General features: G+C 45.9%; 16 protein-coding genes and 2 pseudogenes. 5 read left to right on the top strand and 13 right to left on the bottom strand.

From position 1 onward, the window contains the following. Positions 1 to 161 precede the first annotated feature (161 nt). The 7 genes from KHN79_RS06345 to KHN79_RS06315 form a co-directional block, all read right to left on the bottom strand. Positions 162 to 1,685 (bottom strand): CoA-acylating methylmalonate-semialdehyde dehydrogenase, encoded by a 1,524-nt coding sequence (locus KHN79_RS06345; protein WP_182007953.1) that lies wholly within the window; start codon positions 1,683 to 1,685, stop codon positions 162 to 164. A gap of 61 nt (positions 1,686 to 1,746) precedes the next feature. Beyond that, positions 1,747 to 2,904 (bottom strand): iron-containing alcohol dehydrogenase, encoded by a 1,158-nt coding sequence (locus KHN79_RS06340; protein WP_182007954.1) that lies wholly within the window; start codon positions 2,902 to 2,904, stop codon positions 1,747 to 1,749. 113 nt (positions 2,905 to 3,017) lie between these two features. Further along, positions 3,018 to 4,499, bottom strand: a complete 1,482-nt coding sequence (locus KHN79_RS06335; RefSeq protein ID WP_182007955.1) for an FGGY-family carbohydrate kinase — start codon at positions 4,497 to 4,499, stop codon at positions 3,018 to 3,020. A 15-nt stretch (positions 4,500 to 4,514) separates the two neighbouring features. Next, on the bottom strand, positions 4,515 to 5,360 hold the full coding sequence (locus tag KHN79_RS06330; protein ID WP_182007956.1) for an aldolase: 846 nt from the start codon (positions 5,358 to 5,360) through the stop codon (positions 4,515 to 4,517). After that, positions 5,344 to 7,119 (bottom strand): glycerol-3-phosphate dehydrogenase/oxidase, encoded by a 1,776-nt coding sequence (locus tag KHN79_RS06325; protein WP_244812619.1) that lies wholly within the window; start codon positions 7,117 to 7,119, stop codon positions 5,344 to 5,346. The genes KHN79_RS06330 and KHN79_RS06325 overlap by 17 nt, the downstream gene beginning before the upstream one ends. A 41-nt stretch (positions 7,120 to 7,160) precedes the next feature. Continuing rightward, entirely contained in the window at positions 7,161 to 8,147 is a 987-nt protein-coding gene (locus tag KHN79_RS06320) for an aldo/keto reductase (RefSeq protein WP_182007958.1), read from the bottom strand. Between the two features lie 9 nt (positions 8,148 to 8,156). Next, positions 8,157 to 9,116 (bottom strand): sugar-binding transcriptional regulator, encoded by a 960-nt coding sequence (locus KHN79_RS06315; protein WP_182007959.1) that lies wholly within the window; start codon positions 9,114 to 9,116, stop codon positions 8,157 to 8,159. A gap of 426 nt (positions 9,117 to 9,542) precedes the next feature. On the opposite strand from KHN79_RS06315, the gene KHN79_RS06310 reads away from it, so the two are divergent. The 5 genes from KHN79_RS06310 (at position 9,543) to KHN79_RS06295 (ending at position 14,223) form a co-directional block, all read left to right on the top strand. Beyond that, a complete protein-coding gene (locus KHN79_RS06310; protein ID WP_182007960.1) occupies positions 9,543 to 10,568 on the top strand; it encodes a substrate-binding domain-containing protein in 1,026 nt (341 codons plus the stop codon). A gap of 83 nt (positions 10,569 to 10,651) precedes the next feature. Then, complete coding sequence (locus tag KHN79_RS06305) at positions 10,652 to 12,160, top strand: sugar ABC transporter ATP-binding protein (protein WP_182007961.1); 1,509 nt, start codon at positions 10,652 to 10,654, stop codon at positions 12,158 to 12,160. Then, the gene (locus tag KHN79_RS21585; RefSeq protein WP_244812617.1) at positions 12,157 to 12,333 is read left to right on the top strand and encodes a hypothetical protein; all 177 of its coding nucleotides are present in this window, start codon (positions 12,157 to 12,159) and stop codon (positions 12,331 to 12,333) included. Before KHN79_RS06305 ends, KHN79_RS21585 begins: the two co-directional genes overlap by 4 nt. Continuing rightward, positions 12,311 to 13,186, top strand: a complete 876-nt coding sequence (locus tag KHN79_RS06300; RefSeq protein WP_244812616.1) for an ABC transporter permease — start codon at positions 12,311 to 12,313, stop codon at positions 13,184 to 13,186. Before KHN79_RS21585 ends, KHN79_RS06300 begins: the two co-directional genes overlap by 23 nt. A 14-nt stretch (positions 13,187 to 13,200) precedes the next feature. Next, positions 13,201 to 14,223, top strand: coding sequence for an ABC transporter permease (locus KHN79_RS06295; protein WP_182007962.1), 1,023 nt, complete (start codon positions 13,201 to 13,203; stop codon positions 14,221 to 14,223). A gap of 57 nt (positions 14,224 to 14,280) precedes the next feature. On the opposite strand, the gene KHN79_RS06290 is transcribed toward KHN79_RS06295, so the two are convergent. The 6 genes and pseudogenes from KHN79_RS06290 to KHN79_RS06265 all read right to left on the bottom strand — a co-directional run bounded on the left by KHN79_RS06290 (position 14,281) and on the right by KHN79_RS06265 (position 17,595). Next, positions 14,281 to 14,853 carry a GNAT family N-acetyltransferase gene (locus tag KHN79_RS06290; protein ID WP_182007963.1) on the bottom strand — a complete coding sequence of 191 codons (573 nt, stop codon included), beginning with the start codon at positions 14,851 to 14,853 and terminating at the stop codon, positions 14,281 to 14,283. Between the two features lie 27 nt (positions 14,854 to 14,880). Beyond that, on the bottom strand, positions 14,881 to 15,285 hold the full coding sequence (locus tag KHN79_RS06285; protein WP_182007964.1) for a nuclear transport factor 2 family protein: 405 nt from the start codon (positions 15,283 to 15,285) through the stop codon (positions 14,881 to 14,883). Positions 15,286 to 15,359: 74 nt separating this feature from the next. Then, positions 15,360 to 15,788: pseudogene (locus KHN79_RS06280) on the bottom strand (GNAT family N-acetyltransferase). A gap of 2 nt (positions 15,789 to 15,790) precedes the next feature. Continuing rightward, a complete protein-coding gene (locus tag KHN79_RS06275) occupies positions 15,791 to 16,495 on the bottom strand; it encodes an aspartate/glutamate racemase family protein (RefSeq protein WP_182007965.1) in 705 nt (234 codons plus the stop codon). Between the two features lie 34 nt (positions 16,496 to 16,529). Continuing rightward, positions 16,530 to 17,108 (bottom strand): DJ-1/PfpI family protein, encoded by a 579-nt coding sequence (locus KHN79_RS06270; RefSeq protein ID WP_182007966.1) that lies wholly within the window; start codon positions 17,106 to 17,108, stop codon positions 16,530 to 16,532. Between the two features lie 33 nt (positions 17,109 to 17,141). Then, positions 17,142 to 17,595 (bottom strand): annotated as a pseudogene (locus KHN79_RS06265) (HPP family protein). Positions 17,596 to 17,623: the final 28 nt, after the last annotated feature.

Below are 17,623 nucleotides of genomic sequence, written 5' to 3'. Positions count from 1 at the left end.
GCCTTCTCCTTGTTTTTTGTGGTAATGAAAAGCTCATTCCTCGGAGAGAAGTGAACCATTAAAAAACATGAAGAGGACAGGATCGCGTATCCAATTAGTCCCTACGCTAAATGAACAAACATCAAAAGCAAACCTACCACTTACCTCCTCACGTCAATGCGTTATTTCATTGTTGGCATGACGAATTCGGCTTGTGATTGTGTGCTTTCTCTATTATCCACTTTAACGTTGGATTCAGGCCACCGCGTTGTGATGGTTTTCATTCTAGTGAAGAAACGTACACCGTCTGGACCATGCATGTGAAGCGGTCCGAACAGTGAACGTTTCCAGCCACCAAAGCTGTGGAATGCCATTGGTACAGGAATAGGAACATTAACCCCGACCATGCCGATTTGTACATTGGTTGTGAAATCACGTGCGGTATCGCCATCGGCAGTAAAAATAGCGGTACCGTTACCGTATTCGTGCTCATTGATGATATTAAGAGCTTGCTGGTAGCTATCCACCCTGACAATACAAAGCACAGGGCCAAAGATTTCCTCTTTATAGATGCTCATGTCGGTTGTAACGTGGTCGAACAGAGTCGCACCGACAAAATAGCCATTGCTCGACTTGGCCAGTTCTAACTCTCTGCCGTCTACGACAAGAACAGCGCCTTGCTCCACACCTTTCTCAATGTAGCCACACACCTTTTGCTTATGCTCTTTCGTAATCAACGGTCCCATGTCATTCTCAATCGATTGACCGTACCCCTGACCAACTTTTAGTGTGGCTAACTTATCCTGAAGCTGACGCGAAAGTGCATCCGCCGTATCATCACCGACAGCAACGGCAACAGAGATCGCCATACAACGTTCTCCTGCAGCACCATAGGCAGCGCCCATCAGCGCATTGACCGCACCATCAAGATCAGCGTCTGGCATGACAACCATGTGATTTTTAGCGCCACCAAGCGCCTGAACACGCTTACCATATTTAGCGCCTTCTGAATAAATGTATTCTGCGATGGGGGTGGAACCGACAAAACTCACCGCTTGAATTCTATTGTGCTGTAGCAAGGCATCTACCGCTTCTTTGTCCCCCTGAACAATATTAAATACACCGTCTGGTAGCCCGGCTTGTTTGAGTAAATCGGCGACAAACAGAGAAGCGGATGGGTTCTTTTCTGATGGTTTGAGAATGAACGTATTACCCGTCGCAATAGCAATTGGGAACATCCACATTGGTACCATGACGGGGAAATTGAATGGAGAAATTCCCGCGACCACACCCAATGGCATCATTTGTGAGTGAGAATCCACGCCAGATCCAACATTTAAGCTGTGCTCGCCTTTCTGCAAATGCGGAATACCGCAGGCGAATTCGACAACTTCTAGCCCTCGCGTTATTTCTCCTAACGCATCACTAAACACCTTGCCATGCTCGCGACTGATGAGTTCGGCGAGTTCATTGCGATTATCTTCCAGTAGCGATTTGAATTTAAATAGAACGCGCGAGCGACTCAGAGGTGTTGTTGCAGCCCAAGCTGGAAATGCGGTCTGAGCACATTCAATTGCCCTCTCGACTTCCGATCGTGTGGAAAGAATAACGTGGTTTTGGATCTCTCCTGTCGCTGGGTCATAAACTGCTTGTTGTTTTTCAGATTTGCTTTCTACGTAATCATTATTGATAAAATTGCTGATCATACTTTCTTCCTTGGATTATATTCAGGGCTGAATTTTGTTTTAGCTAAGTTGTGATTTATCGCTACCAAGCGGCTTTATAAAGCTCAATCATGGTTTCCTTATCCGGTACTCGGGGGTTATTGTTAGGCGATCCGGAAGCCAGCGCTTGCTCTGACATAACTTCCAAACTCGACCAGAAAGCTTGTTTATCAATCCCAAATTCACTCATTGAAGGGACTGACAGGTCTTTATTGATTTGCTTCAGCTCCTCAAGCAGTAGAGCCACCGCACCATCATCACTCATGGACATGTCTGCAACGCCCATCGCACGAGCGCAGTCTGCATATCTTTCTTTCGCAGCAGGAATGGAATATTCGGTTACCGTCGGTAAAAGCATCGCATTGCTCATCCCGTGTGGGACATGGAAATGAGCACCAATTGGGCGACTCATCCCATGAACCAAAGCCACGGATGCATTAGAAAACGCCATCCCTGCTAACGTTGCGCCAAGCATCATCTGCTCTTTAGCCAGTTTATTTTCGGGGTTGTTTACCGCTTCGCGAAGATTTGGAGCGATGAGTTTCATTGCCAGTATTGCTTGCTGATCCGTGAATAATCCCGATTTGCCGCTTACATAGGCTTCAATGGCATGCGTCAGTGCATCAATACCGGTATCAGCCGTGATTCGAGCCGGTGCGGTCATCGTTAAGGAAAAATCAATAATCGCAGCCGACGGGATCAATCCAGGCCCCATGCATAACAGCTTTTCATCATTAGATTCGTCAGTGATGATGGTCATTCGCGTCACTTCAGATCCGGTTCCCGCCGTGGTTGGAATAGCAATGAGCGGCATAATTGGTGACGTTACGATGTTAGGAACGGAGTAATCACGGATACGACCGCGGTATTGTGCCAATAACGCAATGGCTTTCGCACTATCGATCACGCTACCGCCCCCAAGCGCAACAATGCCATCGTAGTGTCCATCTATTGCTTGTGTGACGGCGGGAAGGATCGACGTTTCCGTCGGCTCTGGCATTGTGTCAGTAAACACATCCGCTTCTAAACCCGCTTGACTGATGATCTCCCTAATATGGTCAACTTGCCCGAGCGACGCCATCACTCTATCTGACACTATCATCACTCGCTTGCATCCGAGTTGAATGGCAATATCCCCAGCGCGATTGAGAGCGCCTTCCCCAACTTCTAAAAACTTCGGTAAAACAATAGATTGACTCATAAATCACCTCAAATTTATATCGATACGATTAGTATCAATATATGAATTAATGAATTTTTCGCGCAGTCATCCAACCACAGCTATCAAGTGGCCAGAAAACTTAAACAAACTGACTAAATCGTATTTAGAACATCCCTTAATGCACAATATTTCTGAAAACGTCGTTTATAATAGGCTCTGCGATCGTCTATAGGAGTGAAAGCTCTTTGACTAACATATTGGTTTTCTTCAGGTTTAGTGCCATTTTTTGCCGCTTCCAATGCCAGCATCGCCACTCCTCTTGCGCCAACTTCTTTACAGTTCATCGCAATAACCTTTACATCAAGCACATCTGCAAACAGCTGACACCAGTAGTCACTTCTCGAAGCGCCGCCACTGATAGAGATGGTTTCGACCTTGTAGCCAGACTCGCGCAAGCGTTGAACGTGCTCCAAATGGGCGAACACAATTCCTTCGTAGAAGGCATAAACGATATGAATGTCCTCATGCCAACCTTTAAGGCCAAAGAGGTTTGCTGCCGTGGACGTTCGCTCAGTAGAACCATAAAGATAGGGAAGGAAAACAGGCAAAGCATCTTGCAGCTCTACGTCTTCTAGCTTCCGATTCAAGCGCTCAAATATATTGCTACCCTGCTTAACCTCCTGCTCTCTTTCGGCAGCAAAAAAGCGTTGCACTAGCCATTCCAGGTTAGAAGCCGAGCAAGTACTGGATTCAATCGCCAGATAACTCTGCCTCGTGAGTTTACACGCCATAAACACTTGCTCTGGCGGGAGTGAATCCGTTACCACTTGGTTGATGTTCCATGTTCCGGCCACAACAGATACGTCGCCAAGATTCGTCGCTTCAGAACCATACGCACCCGCAACAACATCAAACAAGCCTGCGATAACAGGCGTCCCTGTAGCTAGTCCGGTCAATCTTGATACTGCATCAGTTATTCCGCCAATAATCTGGTTGCCTTCAACGATCATTGGCAGCTTGTTTTGAATATCAGTTAAGTCATAGTGGCGAAGCAGCGCTTCTGATACCTTGTCCTGTTCAAAATCAAATAGTCCAGAAGCCGTAAGATCACTCCACTCGGTCACACACTCCCCAGTTAGCTGAAAGTTAATGTAGTCCTTGCAAAACAGAACCTGACCAATTCTTTCATAGGTTTGAGGGTTATTCTGTTTGAGCCACATCAGCAAAACCGCACTTTGAGATGACCAAACACCTTGTCGATTTCTGCGCTTGAGATCCACATACCCGACTGATGATTCTAGAGCTTGTACTTCACAAGCCGCGCGATTATCAAGTGACTTGATAGCCAACAAAGGAGAAAGCTTTTCATCAAGAAGATACAAGCCATTACCATGTCCACTGACACCAATAGCTTTGATGCTCAAGTTATCAATGTTGGTTTTTTCGATGAGACGTTTGATTACATCTGCGCATAACTGCCAACATTCATTCATGTCTGCTTCGGTATGTTCAGGTTTAGGAATATGCGTCGGGAAATTAATCGCAACGGTATCAATCTCAGCTCCATGACTATCAAACAAGGCTGCTTTTATTGCCGTATTGCCGCAGTCAATTCCAAGTGCGTATGACGTCATACTCCCTCCCAGTTTTTAACTTTCACCAAAGTAGATATTCATCGCGTCAGACGTAGACGCGCCGTTATGAATCATCGCCATTAACGCATCGACCACACGACTTGGATTCGGGTGCTGATAAATATTACGACCGTAAACCATGCCTAGAGCTCCCTGATCTAACAGTGCTCGAGCTTTATTGAAAACGGATTCAATATCTTCACGCCCGCCGCCGCGTACCAATACCGGACAACGAGCCGCTTCTACGACTTTGTGGAAATCTTCTGCGTCTGTGGTTGGATCAGCTTTGATAATGTCAGCACCCAACTCACGAGCCATGCGAACCAGTGTTACGATCTTCTGACAATCCCCATCGACCATATAGGCCTGTCCTTGTGTGTTCGGCTGCATCACCAACGGCTCTATCATCAGTGGCATACCGTACTTTTCGCACTCCGCTTTGACTCTGCTGATATTGGCCACACACTGCTTGAACAGTTCCGGTTCATCCGGCAGCATAAACAGATTGACCACCACACATGCAGCGTCCATTTGCAGCGCTTGAATCAGCGGTTGTTCGGCGTTTTGCAACAATGACCACATATGACGATGTCTTTCAGCATTGTAGGGATTGCCTAAATCTATTCGCATAACCAGCGCGGGCTTATCTTTACCGTCTACGGTTTGTAGAAGATCGGCTTGCCCGGCATTCATTTGAATGGCATCAGGTTTAGCTTGTATAAGTTGATTCACTACCGAAGCCATATCCTCCAGCCCATCAAGAAACATAGGTTCATTGCAAACCCCGTGGTCGATAGCAACATCGAGGCATCGACCCTGTTTAAACAGGCGGTTCATCCTGACTTTACTGGTTAAATACATACTCTTCTCCATTTAATGATTGGTTTTTATCCGTAATCGTTGCGGTGCGCTTTAGTTGATTAGCTACCGGCGCAATATCGAGTTCCACACCATGGAAACGCGATAGTACTTGCTTGGTATTAGTTCGGTCTGTTACCTGCTCTGAATCGCTCCAGTTAAAATGTTGAGCAACCAACGTCGATATCTCTTCAAAAACAGAGTTGTTAAGTTTGCCTTCAATCGCGATAGAGGTACGACGTAATAAAATATCCAGTGTGGTTTCGACATATTCATGCTTCAGGATGTACTTCAATTCGCCTTTGGTGTAGTAGCTGAGTGACGAGAGTTCCGAATCATGATAATCCACCAGCCACTCAAGCAATGCTTCGCATCGCGTGCCGTAGCGCATAAACCAGGCTTCTATCTGTGCCTTTGAATAAGTGTGGTATTGATGAGCTAACGTATTGATATATGATTGTCGGTCTACTTTGCTCACGGGATATCTCACACCACCACCTATCGGCTTCTGCTTAGTGCTGCAAATTCTTTCCTTGCCGAGAGAAACAAGTATTTCGTCAGCCACCTCTTCGCCGAAGGCGCGAAACGTCGTCCACTTACCGCCAATCAGTGAATAGATGTCTGTAGACTCAACTCGATTTCGTTTAATTGAATGGCTGCGAGGTATCTGACCTGTTGTCGAAGTATGGACGGAAGGTAAAGGTCTAACCCCGCAAAACTGATACACAATTTGGTCTTCGCTAATATCGAGCCCCGGCAATATTCCTCTGAGAGATTCCAACAGGTATTGGATCTCTTCGTCCGTACAGCGAACCGTCTCAGGATCACTCACAGGAATATCAGTTGAACCAATCAGCACCTTACCGAAGTACGGGAACAGTATGCAGACACGACCTTCACTGTTCTCATAAAACAGCATGTTGCCATCTAGCTCGGACAACAATTGCTCATTTTCAACAATAATGTGCGAACCTTTAGTTCCTTGCATATATTGACTTGGTGCCGTTAATAAACCGTTCGTGAAATCAACCCAGGCTCCAGTTGCATTCACAATATGCTGGGTTTTAACCCTTACTACTTGCTCACTTGTTTGGCTAGCTAATACCAGTTCTCCATTTTCGAGATGCGTGACTTTGGTGTAATTCAACGCCACACCACCAGCGTTTACTCCCTCTTGAATCAGCTCCATCGCTAAACGTTCCGGAGAACGGATCCACGCATCAAAATAGGTTGCACTGTGTTTAACTTGCTTTCCCATTAAAGGCCAGCGCTGATGCGTATCATTAGCTGAGTGCATTTTGTGCTTTGGCATCATTTGGTCACGCTTTGTAAACCAGTCGTAAAGGCTAAGACCAAGTTTTATCACCACAGATCCACGCTGAGACGGACGATCTTTGACGCCTAGAAACTTAAACATGCCGTCGAAAAGCCCCGACCACGTGGAGAAAATCGGAATCGTCGTTTCAAGCGGAGCAACCAGATGTGGCGCATTACTTAATAAACGATTTCGCTCAAAAAGCGCTTCTTTTACTAACCCAAATTCACCATTTTCCAAGTAACGTAATCCACCATGGATCATGCGCGAAGGCGCTGCACTTGCTTTAGAGCAAAAATCGTCCTTATCGACCAACAAGACATTCACACCTTGGAGTGCGAGTTCCCGAAAGACGCTAATACCATTGATTCCGCCACCAATAACGACGACTTCGAAATCGTTTTGATCCTTTAGGTGGCCAAACCGTGTCGTGTGATTATCCATCATTGCTCCCTGCCAGCCAGTTAACGCCTTCTTAATCTTACGGTTTATGCCAACTCTAATTGGCCAAAAAACTCACGAGACTTAGCGTCAATGAAAGCGACATCTTCTTGTGATAACTGAACATTACCTGCCGCAGCGTTTTCAATCGCTTGTTCACTATTGCGTGCTCCGCAAAGCGCATAGGTAATTCCCGGCTGTTGTAAGGTCGCGGCGATGACTAGCTGAGCAACCGTTATGCCTTTTTGCTGTGCAATCGGCGCAATAGACTGGCAGAACTTCTGAACCCATTGGCGATTTTTAACCGTAAACATAGGGTCAGTAATTCGCTGGTCGTCGCCAGTGAAGATACGCTCTGGGCTCACTCTTCCGCTTAACAAGCCCATCGCCAACGATGAATAACTCAAACACGATACATTTGATGCTATCGTCGCTGGCAGCAAAGTTTGCTCCAATTGACGCTCAATCAAGTTGTATTTTTCCTGTACCGCATCGACCGTCCCTACAGCCTGATACTGTGCCAGTTCCTCTTTGCTCGCATTACTGATGCCTATTGCCCGGATTTTCCCGGCCTGTTTTAACGATTCCAGTGCTTGCATGGTTTCACTAATCGGGGTAGTTGGATCTTGCCAGTGCGTGATGTACAAATCGATATAGTCGGTTTGCAGACGTTTTAAACTCTGCTCAACTTCGTATTCAATCGCGTCTGCGCCCAAGTAACGATGTACCGGTTTCCCATTTTCATCGAAAAAGTGATTACCTTTATTGGTATGCCAAACTAATCCACATTTGGTTGCGAGTACCACTTTGTCTCGCTTACCTTTTATCGCTTTACCTACAATCTCTTCTGAGACACCCAAGCCATACGCTGGGGCGGTATCAATAAGAGAAACACCACTATCCAGTGACGCATGAATCGCTTCAATGGAGGCTCTTTCATCTGTGCCACCCCACATCCAACCACCCATTGCCCATGTTCCTAACCCGATAACCGACGCCTGAATACCTGAGTTACCAATTTCTCTTGTTTGCATAATTGTTCCCTATTCTGCTTGTTCCAAAACACTTGCCACTGTGTCTTCATCAGAGACTAAGCCATTAATTAGTCCACCTCGCAGCGCTGCCAGCATCGCGGACACTTTTGAGTGAGTTGCGGCAACGCCAATACTGTGTTCAACGTTGCCAAGTTCTTTTAGATTCAATCCAATTAGCTTGCGGTTTAAATGATCTGCACACGTTCTGCCGTAGTCGTCGTAAAGATGAGCAAGGATCTCCCCCTGGCATTGCGTACTCATCAACGCTTCCGTCTGATGACCACTAAGCGTCCGCAAGTCGTAATAACTGTCGCTTTCATTCGCCACTGAACCTATACCTACCAGCGCGATATCCGCATTTCTCGCCAGATCAAGCACCTCTTTAACACTGCGCATCTCCATTAACAGAGTGCGTTGTTCATCCGTATCGACAAATAACGGAGCGTGTAGTTGAGTACTTGTTCCTCCGAGTTTCTCTGCCAGTTTCGAAGCTAGATAATTTACGTCTGTATAGTGGTGCCCCTGGATACCCCCAGTCGCAGGCACGACACGTACTTTGGGGAAGCTCATTGGTTTAACTTGCTCTACAATCTGAGCCATGGTTTTACCACCGCTAATACAGATAATGCTGTCTGGTTTGACGGTTTCGATTAAAAGCTCTCCAGCGGCTAGTGCGACTTGCTGCGTTATCACCGAGTCATCTTTACTCAGGCTGGGCTGAATGACCGCAGTCTTTAAACCGAACAATTTGATAAGGTGTTGTTCGAGATTGTGCATTCTCTCTTGAGGCAGCTTCAGTGTTATCTCAACCAAGCCATCATCGTGAGCTTGCCTGATAACGCGATTCACTTTCGCCGTAGACAACCCAAGCTGTTTAGCAATATCCGACTGACTGCGATTCTCCATATAACGTAAGGTCAGGATCTTGGCGGTTTGTCTCAATATGTCGTCACGCTCGCTCATCGTCATAAATCTACCTTCAATTATTTCATTTCACGAGCCCTTTTTATTGGCTCAAACACATGAATCTCAATCGACACTAAATGTTATTGATGTGTGAAATTTATTTCACCTGAGTAAAAATTAAGCACAAAAAAACACCTTTACAAGTAAAAATGATACCAAACGTATCAATTTAATCATTATGGTGCGCACGATCACAATTAAAGACCAAAGTGATACAAATCGTATCGGTATACCATTGACCAGTTACATTTTGTTCACTAATTTTTAACACGTGAAATATATTTCATCGTTGTGAAAGATAATTCACTCCAATGAGAAGGACGTGTTGTACTGCTTTTGTCAGCTATATAAGAACGTTAATTAACGGAAGAAAAGCAGCTGTTGCTTCAAAGACGACGAGTAAATGCCAAATAGAAAATGGAGAATATTATGAAGTCAGTGACTTTAAAGAATCTGTTTAACAAAGGACTTATTGCTACGAGTATTATTGTCGCTTCAAGCCTCGCTGCCACAGTACAAGCTAATGAAAGAATTGCGTTTTTCGTTTCAGACTTGTCAAACGTTTTCCATCAGTCACAAGCGACAGAGGCGAAACGTTATGCAAAAGAGAAGTATGGTGCAGAGGTGGTCATTTTTGATGGCAAAGCTGACTCAGCGGTCATGACTCAAAACGTTGACCAGGTAGCGGCGGGCGCATTTGACGGCGCATCTCTGCATATTTGGGATGGAGAAGCGGCAACGCCGGGTGTAATGGAAGCGCTGGAAGAAAACATCGCGATGACCTCATTCTTTAGCCCTATTACCGACACTGGTATCCCAACGGCCCGAAGTGATGAAGCAACCGTATCGTTCGACATGGGTGCACAGATGGCTAAAGAGTGGATGGCAGCAAACCCGAATAAACCTATTGTGATGGTGCAACTAGGCTGGCCAAACCACACTGAAGTTACCTCTGGCCGTACTAACCCATTTGCTCAAGGCGTTCTTTCTGTCGCGCCAAATGCAAAAAACTTGGGCGCTCTGGATGCCAGTGGTGGTCAAGAAGCCGCGAAACAGATCATCGTAGACCTTCTTACTCAGCAACCTGAGGTGAACCTAATATACTCAGAAGCTTCAAACCTGACTGTTGGCACTATGGCTGGTCTGAACCAACTAGGTCGCGGTAAGTTCAAAAACGGCAAACCAGTCACTGAGATTGTTGCCAGCGTGGACTTCGACTCAGTGGAATTTGGTCAGATTTACGATCCTGAATCAAGCCTGAAAGTGTCAATGGGTCTGCCGCCAATCGAAACCGCTCGTGGACGCATCGATTTGGTTATGGATGTAATCAATAAGAAAGTTGCACCAAGAAGCGATGAAGCACAAGAGTTCTTCTACGACGCATACACGATTTCTTACTGGTCAATGCCTAAGCCTGACGCAGAGCAATGGCTAAAAAATCAGTTCAGCAACTAACCCTATGTGAGGTCAGCAAAGCCACCGCTGACCTCTCCTCCTAAGAAACATATTCAAAATCTCAGTGATTAGGAGAGATCATCTTGAATAGTCAGAATACAACACCCGTCCTTTCGATTGAGGGGCTTATCAAAGATTACCCGGGCGTAAGGGCTGTTAATGACGTCAGCTTTGCAATCGAGTCCGGTACTGTCCATTGTTTGATTGGCGAAAATGGGGCGGGAAAATCAACACTAGTGAAAATGATTACCGGCGCTATCCAACCGACGCAAGGGACGATGAAAGTTAATGGCAAGGTATACACGCCAAATGGCACCCAGTCTGCACGTGAGTCGGGTATCGCTACCCTTTTTCAGGAACTGCACGTCGTCGATGAACTGACTGTTCTTGAAAACTTAACCTTGGGCATGGAGAAGAGCTGGTTCGGCTTTTTAGTGGGTTCCGATTTAGAAGAGAGAGCAATGAAAACACTTGCTACTATTGAGCCTTCTATCAATCCTCACGCCAGAGTATCGACACTGGGTGTAGCGCAAAAACAGATTGTCGAAATAGCCAGAGCAGCCTCTTCCGGTGCGAATGTCATCATAATGGATGAGCCAACCGCTGCGCTATCAGAGCGAGAAGTCGAACGACTATTTACGGTAATTCGACGCTTACAAGATCAAAACGTTACCGTGATTTATATCTCTCATAAACTGGATGAGATCCTTTCGTTAGGTGATCGCGTTACCGTAATGCGCGATGGTAAACACATCGCGACCAAACCAATGGCAGAGATCGATGGCCGCGCTGAGCTTATCAACATGATGATTGGCCGCAGCATCAAGCATGATTACTCTCCTCGCGATGCAATCACAGACGAGGTCTTTTTGTCGGTTCAACGCTTGACTAACCATCGACTTAAAAACGTCTCCTTCGATATTAAGAAAGGCGAAATCGTGGGTTTCTATGGCCTGGTTGGCGCAGGAAAAACAGAAATTGCCCGCGCTATCTTCGGGGCCGATAAAGCATCAGGCACTATCCGGCTCAACGGAAAAGACGTCGGAAAGTCTCCACGCGAAGCCATCGCTGCAGGTATCGCTTTAGTGCCTGAAGAACGTAGAACTCAAGGCTTATTTACCAGCCTGACTATCCGGGAAAACATTCCGGTAATGAACCTGCCCAGAATGTCTGATTTTGGCGTTTTCAGAGAGAAAGATGAACTCAACGCTGCTATTGACTACGTGGAAAAGCTCTCGATTGCGACCAGTTCAATAGAAAAGCACACAGAAAAACTGTCTGGCGGTAACCAGCAAAAAATCGTCATTGCTAAGTGTTTATTCTCTCAAGCTAAGCTTCTGCTGCTGGATGAACCGACTCGCGGTGTCGATGTTGGCGCGAAAAAAGAGATCTATGACCTCGTAAAAGACTTGGCTAACGAAGGTAACTCTGTCGCGGTTTTCTCCACCGAATTAGAGGAGATACTGGGAGTCTGTGACCGTATTTTCTTACTTTATGACGGCTCTCTGGTATCGGAAATTAACAACGGGCCGGATGTTGATACCAACTTTATTTTGAACGCCGCTACGGGTGGTCTAGAGGAAGTAGTATGATGAACACGTCAGTCAAACCAAATAACTCACCTGTCGAATACCGACGCCTGAGTGATCAAATGTACATCACATCACTGGTTGCCATCGTTGCCATCGGGCTTTTTTTTGGTTGCCTCTGTATTCGTGCCGAACTTTTTTCAGGTTCAGAACATGATGAACCTGGTGACCAATAACTGGGCCGTCATCTCATTAGGCATCGGGGTTTCATTCCTTCTTATCTCAGGCAATTTTGATCTCTCTGTCGGCGGTATTGTTGCCTTATCAGGGGTTTTATCCGTGTGGTTTGCTCAAGCAGCAACAGGAGCAAGCTCCCTTTCGAGTGGACTCGGGTTACCATATTGGCTAGCCGTTTCAGGTGCTTTATTAGGTGCGCTTGCGATAGGTGGGTTGAATGCGCTTTTCGTCGTTAAGTTTCGTATTCCGTCAATCATAGTCACCCTCGGCACTATGATGGTCGCGCGCGGTATTGCTCAGGTTATCACTGAAGGCTCACAGAGAAACACGAACCTGCCTGCTGAGTTTGGCATCTTAGGTAACCTGAAAGTATTTGGCACTTCAATGCAGTTCCCGGTCTTATTCATGCTGATCCTTTTCTTTATCGCCATCTTTATTGAACGTAAGACCGTGTTTGGGCGCATCACTTATTGGATTGGAGCTAACCCAGAGGCAGCTAAGCTATCTGGTATTGATAACGCCAAACACGTTACCTATCTCTATTTGTTTAGCGCGTTAGTGGCGGGAATAGTCGGCATTCTTCTCTCTTCAGAATTCAAGTCTGGTTTCTCTAATCGTGGTCTTCTGATGGAGTTTGATGCGTTAGTCATCGCACTACTTGGTGGTATTGCCATTGCCGGAGGATTCGGCTCTGTAATCGGGATGTTCTTCGGTGCGATTATTCTTGCTGTTGTGACATCTGCCGCAACCGGTTTAACGCTCTCTCCGGATTGGCAATTCATTCTCAGAGCCGTAGCTGTGTTCTTGGCAATTACCGCCCAAACTTGGGCTCTGTCCTTACGAAGTAAATAATCAAGGTGTAAGTTATGTCTGAAACTACTAAATCACTCAACTCATCACCAACATTCGGTAACCAAGCCGCAGAGTTTATTCGTAACTATTACATCTACTTTGTGCTTGCAGCTATCGTCGTGTTCCTGAGCAGCGTTAACTTAGATCAGTATGCGCTTTTTGAACGCGGTAACTTTCTTTACAAGAAAAATATCATCAATATCCTGCGCGTTTCCGCTCCTTTGCTTGTTTTAGCCGGGGCGTTCACGTTACTCATGGTGTCTGGGTACATCGATCTTTCCGTCGGTAGCACCATGGGGTTAACCGCCGTGATTTATGCCATGCTTGCGATCAATGGTGTGCCGTTCTGGGCTGCATTTTCGATTACCGTGTTTTGCGGCGTGCTGTTAGGTGCAATAAACGGACTTCTGGTGGTCAAATTTAACATCACTCCCGTTATTGCTACCTTGATTACGTTGAGCCTTTATAAAGGCGTTGCCCTGCTTCTAGTACAAGATGGCGTATCTGCAATCAAATCTATGGGCGATATGAAAATGCCAGCCTGGTTTAATGACTATGGGCGCGATGCTGTACTGCTTGGCTTACCAATGGCGTTTTGGGTCGCGGTTGGTGTCACGGCATTACTCATCATCCTGCAAAACCGTTCTTTGTTGGGTAAGTACGCGGCCGCAACGGGTGGTAACCCTACCGCAGCTAAACTATCGGGAATTAAAACGGGTTTAGTGGTATTTGCTCTGTATGCGATTGTTGGAGCAACAGCTGCACTGGCTGGAATCGCACGCTCTAGCTTTATGTCCCTTGGTGATCCTCTCTCTGGAGATGGTATGGAGCTAACCGCTATTCTTGTGGTACTGATTGGTGGCACAGCATTCAGCGGCGGGGAAGGAAAAGTACTGCGATCATTCATTGGTGCCCTGATCATTATGACTCTTACAGTCGGTATGCTGACGCTGGTTCCTGCGTACTACCAAACCTTGGTAATTGGCGCGGCACTTTTGGCTGCTGCTGCCTCTAACCATCTGGTGAGTAGAAAATAACAAATTCAAAAGCGGAAATATTGCCAGCCTTCCAATGGGAAGGCTGGGTTACCTGATTTAACAACGAGTTGTAGACCTTGGGATTTCACGCCAGGTTTCTTTAGTGATTTTGTATAAGCAATGCCTTTCTAAGGGATGCCCTTTCTCAACCTTCGGGTGATTGAAGTTTTGCTTAGTATCAACCATACCTATTTTCTGCATGACGCGCTGTGAAGGTACATTTTGTAAGGTGGTAAATGCATAGACGGTCGGAACGTCGAGCTCTTCAAAAGCAAACTCTAATGCTTTTTCCGCTGCTTCAGGTGCATAGCCCTGCCCCCAAAACTCAGACAACAACCGCCAACCAATCTCAATAAATGGCGCATTCGGAAAGCCACTGTCTTCATCCTGCTGATGTAAACCAACAAACCCTATGAACTGAGCTGTTGATTTTAGTTCGACCGCCCAAAAACCCCAGCCGTTCTTAGCAATAAGGTTTTGAGCTTTAGTGGCTTGCTCTTCACTCTCTTGGCTGGAAAGTGTTGAAAGGAGGTATCTCATCACATGTGGATCTGCACACAGTTCAGCGTAAGGCTGGAAATCTTCACTTTTCCACTGACGCAGGATCAACCTGCTTGTTTCTAAAATCATAACCTTCCCCCCTGACGAGATAACTAACTAAACACTCAGCTCGGTTTGTGATTCAACTGGCACAATTTTCACCCTTTTCGCTCGCCAATCTTGTGCTGCCATTTCGTCTGGCCAGAATTCTTTTTGTTTAACAATCAACCCATTTTTAACTGTGTGAAACGTTATCGCTCTGGCACTTTGTGCACCATCCGTTACTGATACATCGGTCACCACGGAGTCCCCTTCACACACGACAGAGTGAATTTCAAATTGCCAGACACCATGAGCTGGATAGTACGAATTAATGGCCGCGAAATTTTCTCGGCCTAAAATTAGCTCGCCGGATTGTGGCCAGTATCCTTCAAAACCTTCACTCAGGAATTGGCTCGCTTGAGTGAAGTCATTTGACTTCATTGCATCCCAGAAGCTAAGCACGACTTGCTTTGAATCCATCATCACTCCATATAGGCATATCCTCAGTATTAACGCCTACCTACAACCAACACTCGAAAATAAAGGTGACAACGTCACCCAGTGTGATACTGCATTTCGATTAACTGATGTTCCCCCACTATTTCCACTTCTCGGATAAACTCAAAGCCAAACTTTTCATAGTAGTTTCGCAGATACCCGTGAGCATGAATTTCGATCGAGCTTACCCCATTGTTTTGAGCGTAATCCATTAACGACTGAACGACTTTCGAGGCGATTCCCAAACCTCGATAAGGCTCGGTAACGGCAACTCTCGCCATGACAGAAGATCGGTCTGCTTTGATGGTTAAACGTGCGGTAGCAACCAAAGCATCATTCTGGGTTACTAAGGCGTGAATCGAGGTTTCATCTAAGCCATCCAGATCCAGTTCTCTCGGTATTTGCTACTCAAGCGTAAATACCTGATAACGGATAGCTTGTGCACTTTCTATGATCTCAGGGCTATTCCCAATGACGATTTCCAAACTCACTTCCTTAACTGCCCTAGAGCCCACTCAACGCCATGCGTAGCGTGAATTTGTGTAGTGTCGTACAAGGGTACTGTCGTATCACTTTGTTTCACTAACAATGCAATTTCAGTACATCCCAAAATCACTGCCTGAGCTCCTTGGGCCTGTAAATTGGCAATTATTTCCAAGTAACGCTCTCTGGAGTCACTATTAATTTGTCCCAGGCAAAGTTCTTGATAAATAATGTCATGAACTAAAGTTTGTTCGTCGGCGTCAGGAACAATAACTTCTATTCCAAACTTTTCGGTGATCCTGCCTTTGTAGAAATCTTGTTCCATTGTAAAACGTGTTCCCAGTAAACCAACTTTCGTAACTCCGTCTCGTACCAGGCTTTTTGCTGTCGCGTCGGCGATATGTAAGATCGGAATAGATATTTGCGATTCAATCTCTGGCACAACTTTGTGCATTGTGTTCGTACAAATCATTAAAAAATCGGCACCGCCACGTTCTACTGATTTAGCGGCTTCTGCCAGAATCAAAGCCGTTTCTGACCAATTACCCTGATGCTGTAGCTTTTCTATTTCATCAAAATCGACGCTGTATAAACAGATCTTCGCCGAATGTAAGCCACCCAACTGAGATTTAACACCTTCATTAAGCGCTTTATAGTAACTGGCGGTTGATTCCCAACTCATCCCACCTAACATACCTATTGTCTTCATTTATCTTCCTTTACCTGCGTCACTCAACACTAAATTACCTGTTTATCTGCCAGTGGTACTCCATTTGGCGCGCAACGACTTTCGCTAGCTCATCACTATGTAACTGAGACACCAAATGTAAACTCATGTCGATACCTGCAGAGATACCACCAGATGTGATGTACTTTCCGCAGGTAACCCAGCGCTTATTGTCGATAACAAGTAAATCTGGAAAACTGCTTTTCAAGTCAGGAATATCCTCCCAATGAGTCGTAACCTTACATCCATCAAGTAGTCCCGCACTCGCTAACAAGAATGCACCAGTGCAGACAGACACAACCCGATTCGCACTTTTATCGACTGACTTTATCCAGTTCAGTACATTTAATTTCGTCATTTCCTGCGTGTGTACACCACCAACAACAACGAGTAAATCAATATCAGGGTGATCTTGAATGGAATAGTGGGGCAAGATGTTGAATCCGCCTCTTGCAGCAACAGCATCCTTATTTTCGGCCACGAGAAAGACGTTCCAGTCGCTTGTTGCTAATCGCTTCGCTGTACTAAACACTTCGAAGGGGCCAGAGAAATCCAGAACCTCTGCCTCATCGTAGATATAAATCCCGATATTCATTGCGCCTCCATGCACATCAAGCCTTGCTGCACTTTAACTTTTTGCCCACTGTTTGAGCAACCCTTGCATACTTTTACCGACTAAAACGATCAGAATAGCGCCCAGTAAAACTGGCGTGACCAGGAACGTCCACCCCTGACCAGAAAGCATTATTAACAGAGGGTTTGCTCCTGCTGGCGGATGGGTGGTTTTCGTTATCAGCATCAGACTCACAGCAATACCAGTCGCTAGCGCAAGTGTCAGTGGCGAGACGCCGATATATTGGGTAAAAATGACACCAACTAGCGATGTAATCAGATGCCCGAAAATAACATTCTTAGGTTGAGCCAAAGGGCTATCCGGCACACCAAAAACTAAAACAGCCGTTGCTCCAAAAGGTGCCATTAGCAGAGCAACATCACTCATAGTTGAATCAAAAAAAAGAGAGTAACCCGATTGCTAAAAATGCCCCAACACCTGCAATGATCGATAATCCTATATTTTTCATTTTAAGCTCCAAACAAGTAGACCGATTT

This window comes from Vibrio sp. B1FLJ16, assembly GCF_905175385.1.
Taxonomy (GTDB): Bacteria; Pseudomonadota; Gammaproteobacteria; order Enterobacterales; family Vibrionaceae; genus Vibrio.
The sequence above is the reverse complement of the archived record's forward strand: the minus strand, read 5'-3'. Positions and strand labels throughout refer to the sequence as shown.

What these genes read in the sequence shown, in the direction of transcription:
- KHN79_RS06345 (WP_182007953.1), bottom strand. Translation starts at nt 1,685, where the DNA reads ATGATCAGCAATTTTATCAATAATGATTACGTAGAAAGCAAATCTGAA.
- KHN79_RS06340 (WP_182007954.1), bottom strand. Translation starts at nt 2,904, where the DNA reads ATGAGTCAATCTATTGTTTTACCGAAGTTTTTAGAAGTTGGGGAAGGC.
- KHN79_RS06335 (WP_182007955.1), bottom strand. Translation starts at nt 4,499, where the DNA reads ATGACGTCATACGCACTTGGAATTGACTGCGGCAATACGGCAATAAAA.
- KHN79_RS06330 (WP_182007956.1), bottom strand. Translation starts at nt 5,360, where the DNA reads ATGTATTTAACCAGTAAAGTCAGGATGAACCGCCTGTTTAAACAGGGT.
- KHN79_RS06325 (WP_244812619.1), bottom strand. Translation starts at nt 7,119, where the DNA reads ATGATGGATAATCACACGACACGGTTTGGCCACCTAAAGGATCAAAAC.
- KHN79_RS06320 (WP_182007958.1), bottom strand. Translation starts at nt 8,147, where the DNA reads ATGCAAACAAGAGAAATTGGTAACTCAGGTATTCAGGCGTCGGTTATC.
- KHN79_RS06315 (WP_182007959.1), bottom strand. Translation starts at nt 9,116, where the DNA reads ATGACGATGAGCGAGCGTGACGACATATTGAGACAAACCGCCAAGATC.
- KHN79_RS06310 (WP_182007960.1), top strand. Translation starts at nt 9,543, where the DNA reads ATGAAGTCAGTGACTTTAAAGAATCTGTTTAACAAAGGACTTATTGCT.
- KHN79_RS21585 (WP_244812617.1), top strand. Translation starts at nt 12,157, where the DNA reads ATGATGAACACGTCAGTCAAACCAAATAACTCACCTGTCGAATACCGA.
- KHN79_RS06300 (WP_244812616.1), top strand. Translation starts at nt 12,311, where the DNA reads ATGATGAACCTGGTGACCAATAACTGGGCCGTCATCTCATTAGGCATC.
- KHN79_RS06295 (WP_182007962.1), top strand. Translation starts at nt 13,201, where the DNA reads ATGTCTGAAACTACTAAATCACTCAACTCATCACCAACATTCGGTAAC.
- KHN79_RS06290 (WP_182007963.1), bottom strand. Translation starts at nt 14,853, where the DNA reads ATGATTTTAGAAACAAGCAGGTTGATCCTGCGTCAGTGGAAAAGTGAA.
- KHN79_RS06285 (WP_182007964.1), bottom strand. Translation starts at nt 15,285, where the DNA reads ATGGATTCAAAGCAAGTCGTGCTTAGCTTCTGGGATGCAATGAAGTCA.
- KHN79_RS06275 (WP_182007965.1), bottom strand. Translation starts at nt 16,495, where the DNA reads ATGAAGACAATAGGTATGTTAGGTGGGATGAGTTGGGAATCAACCGCC.
- KHN79_RS06270 (WP_182007966.1), bottom strand. Translation starts at nt 17,108, where the DNA reads ATGAATATCGGGATTTATATCTACGATGAGGCAGAGGTTCTGGATTTC.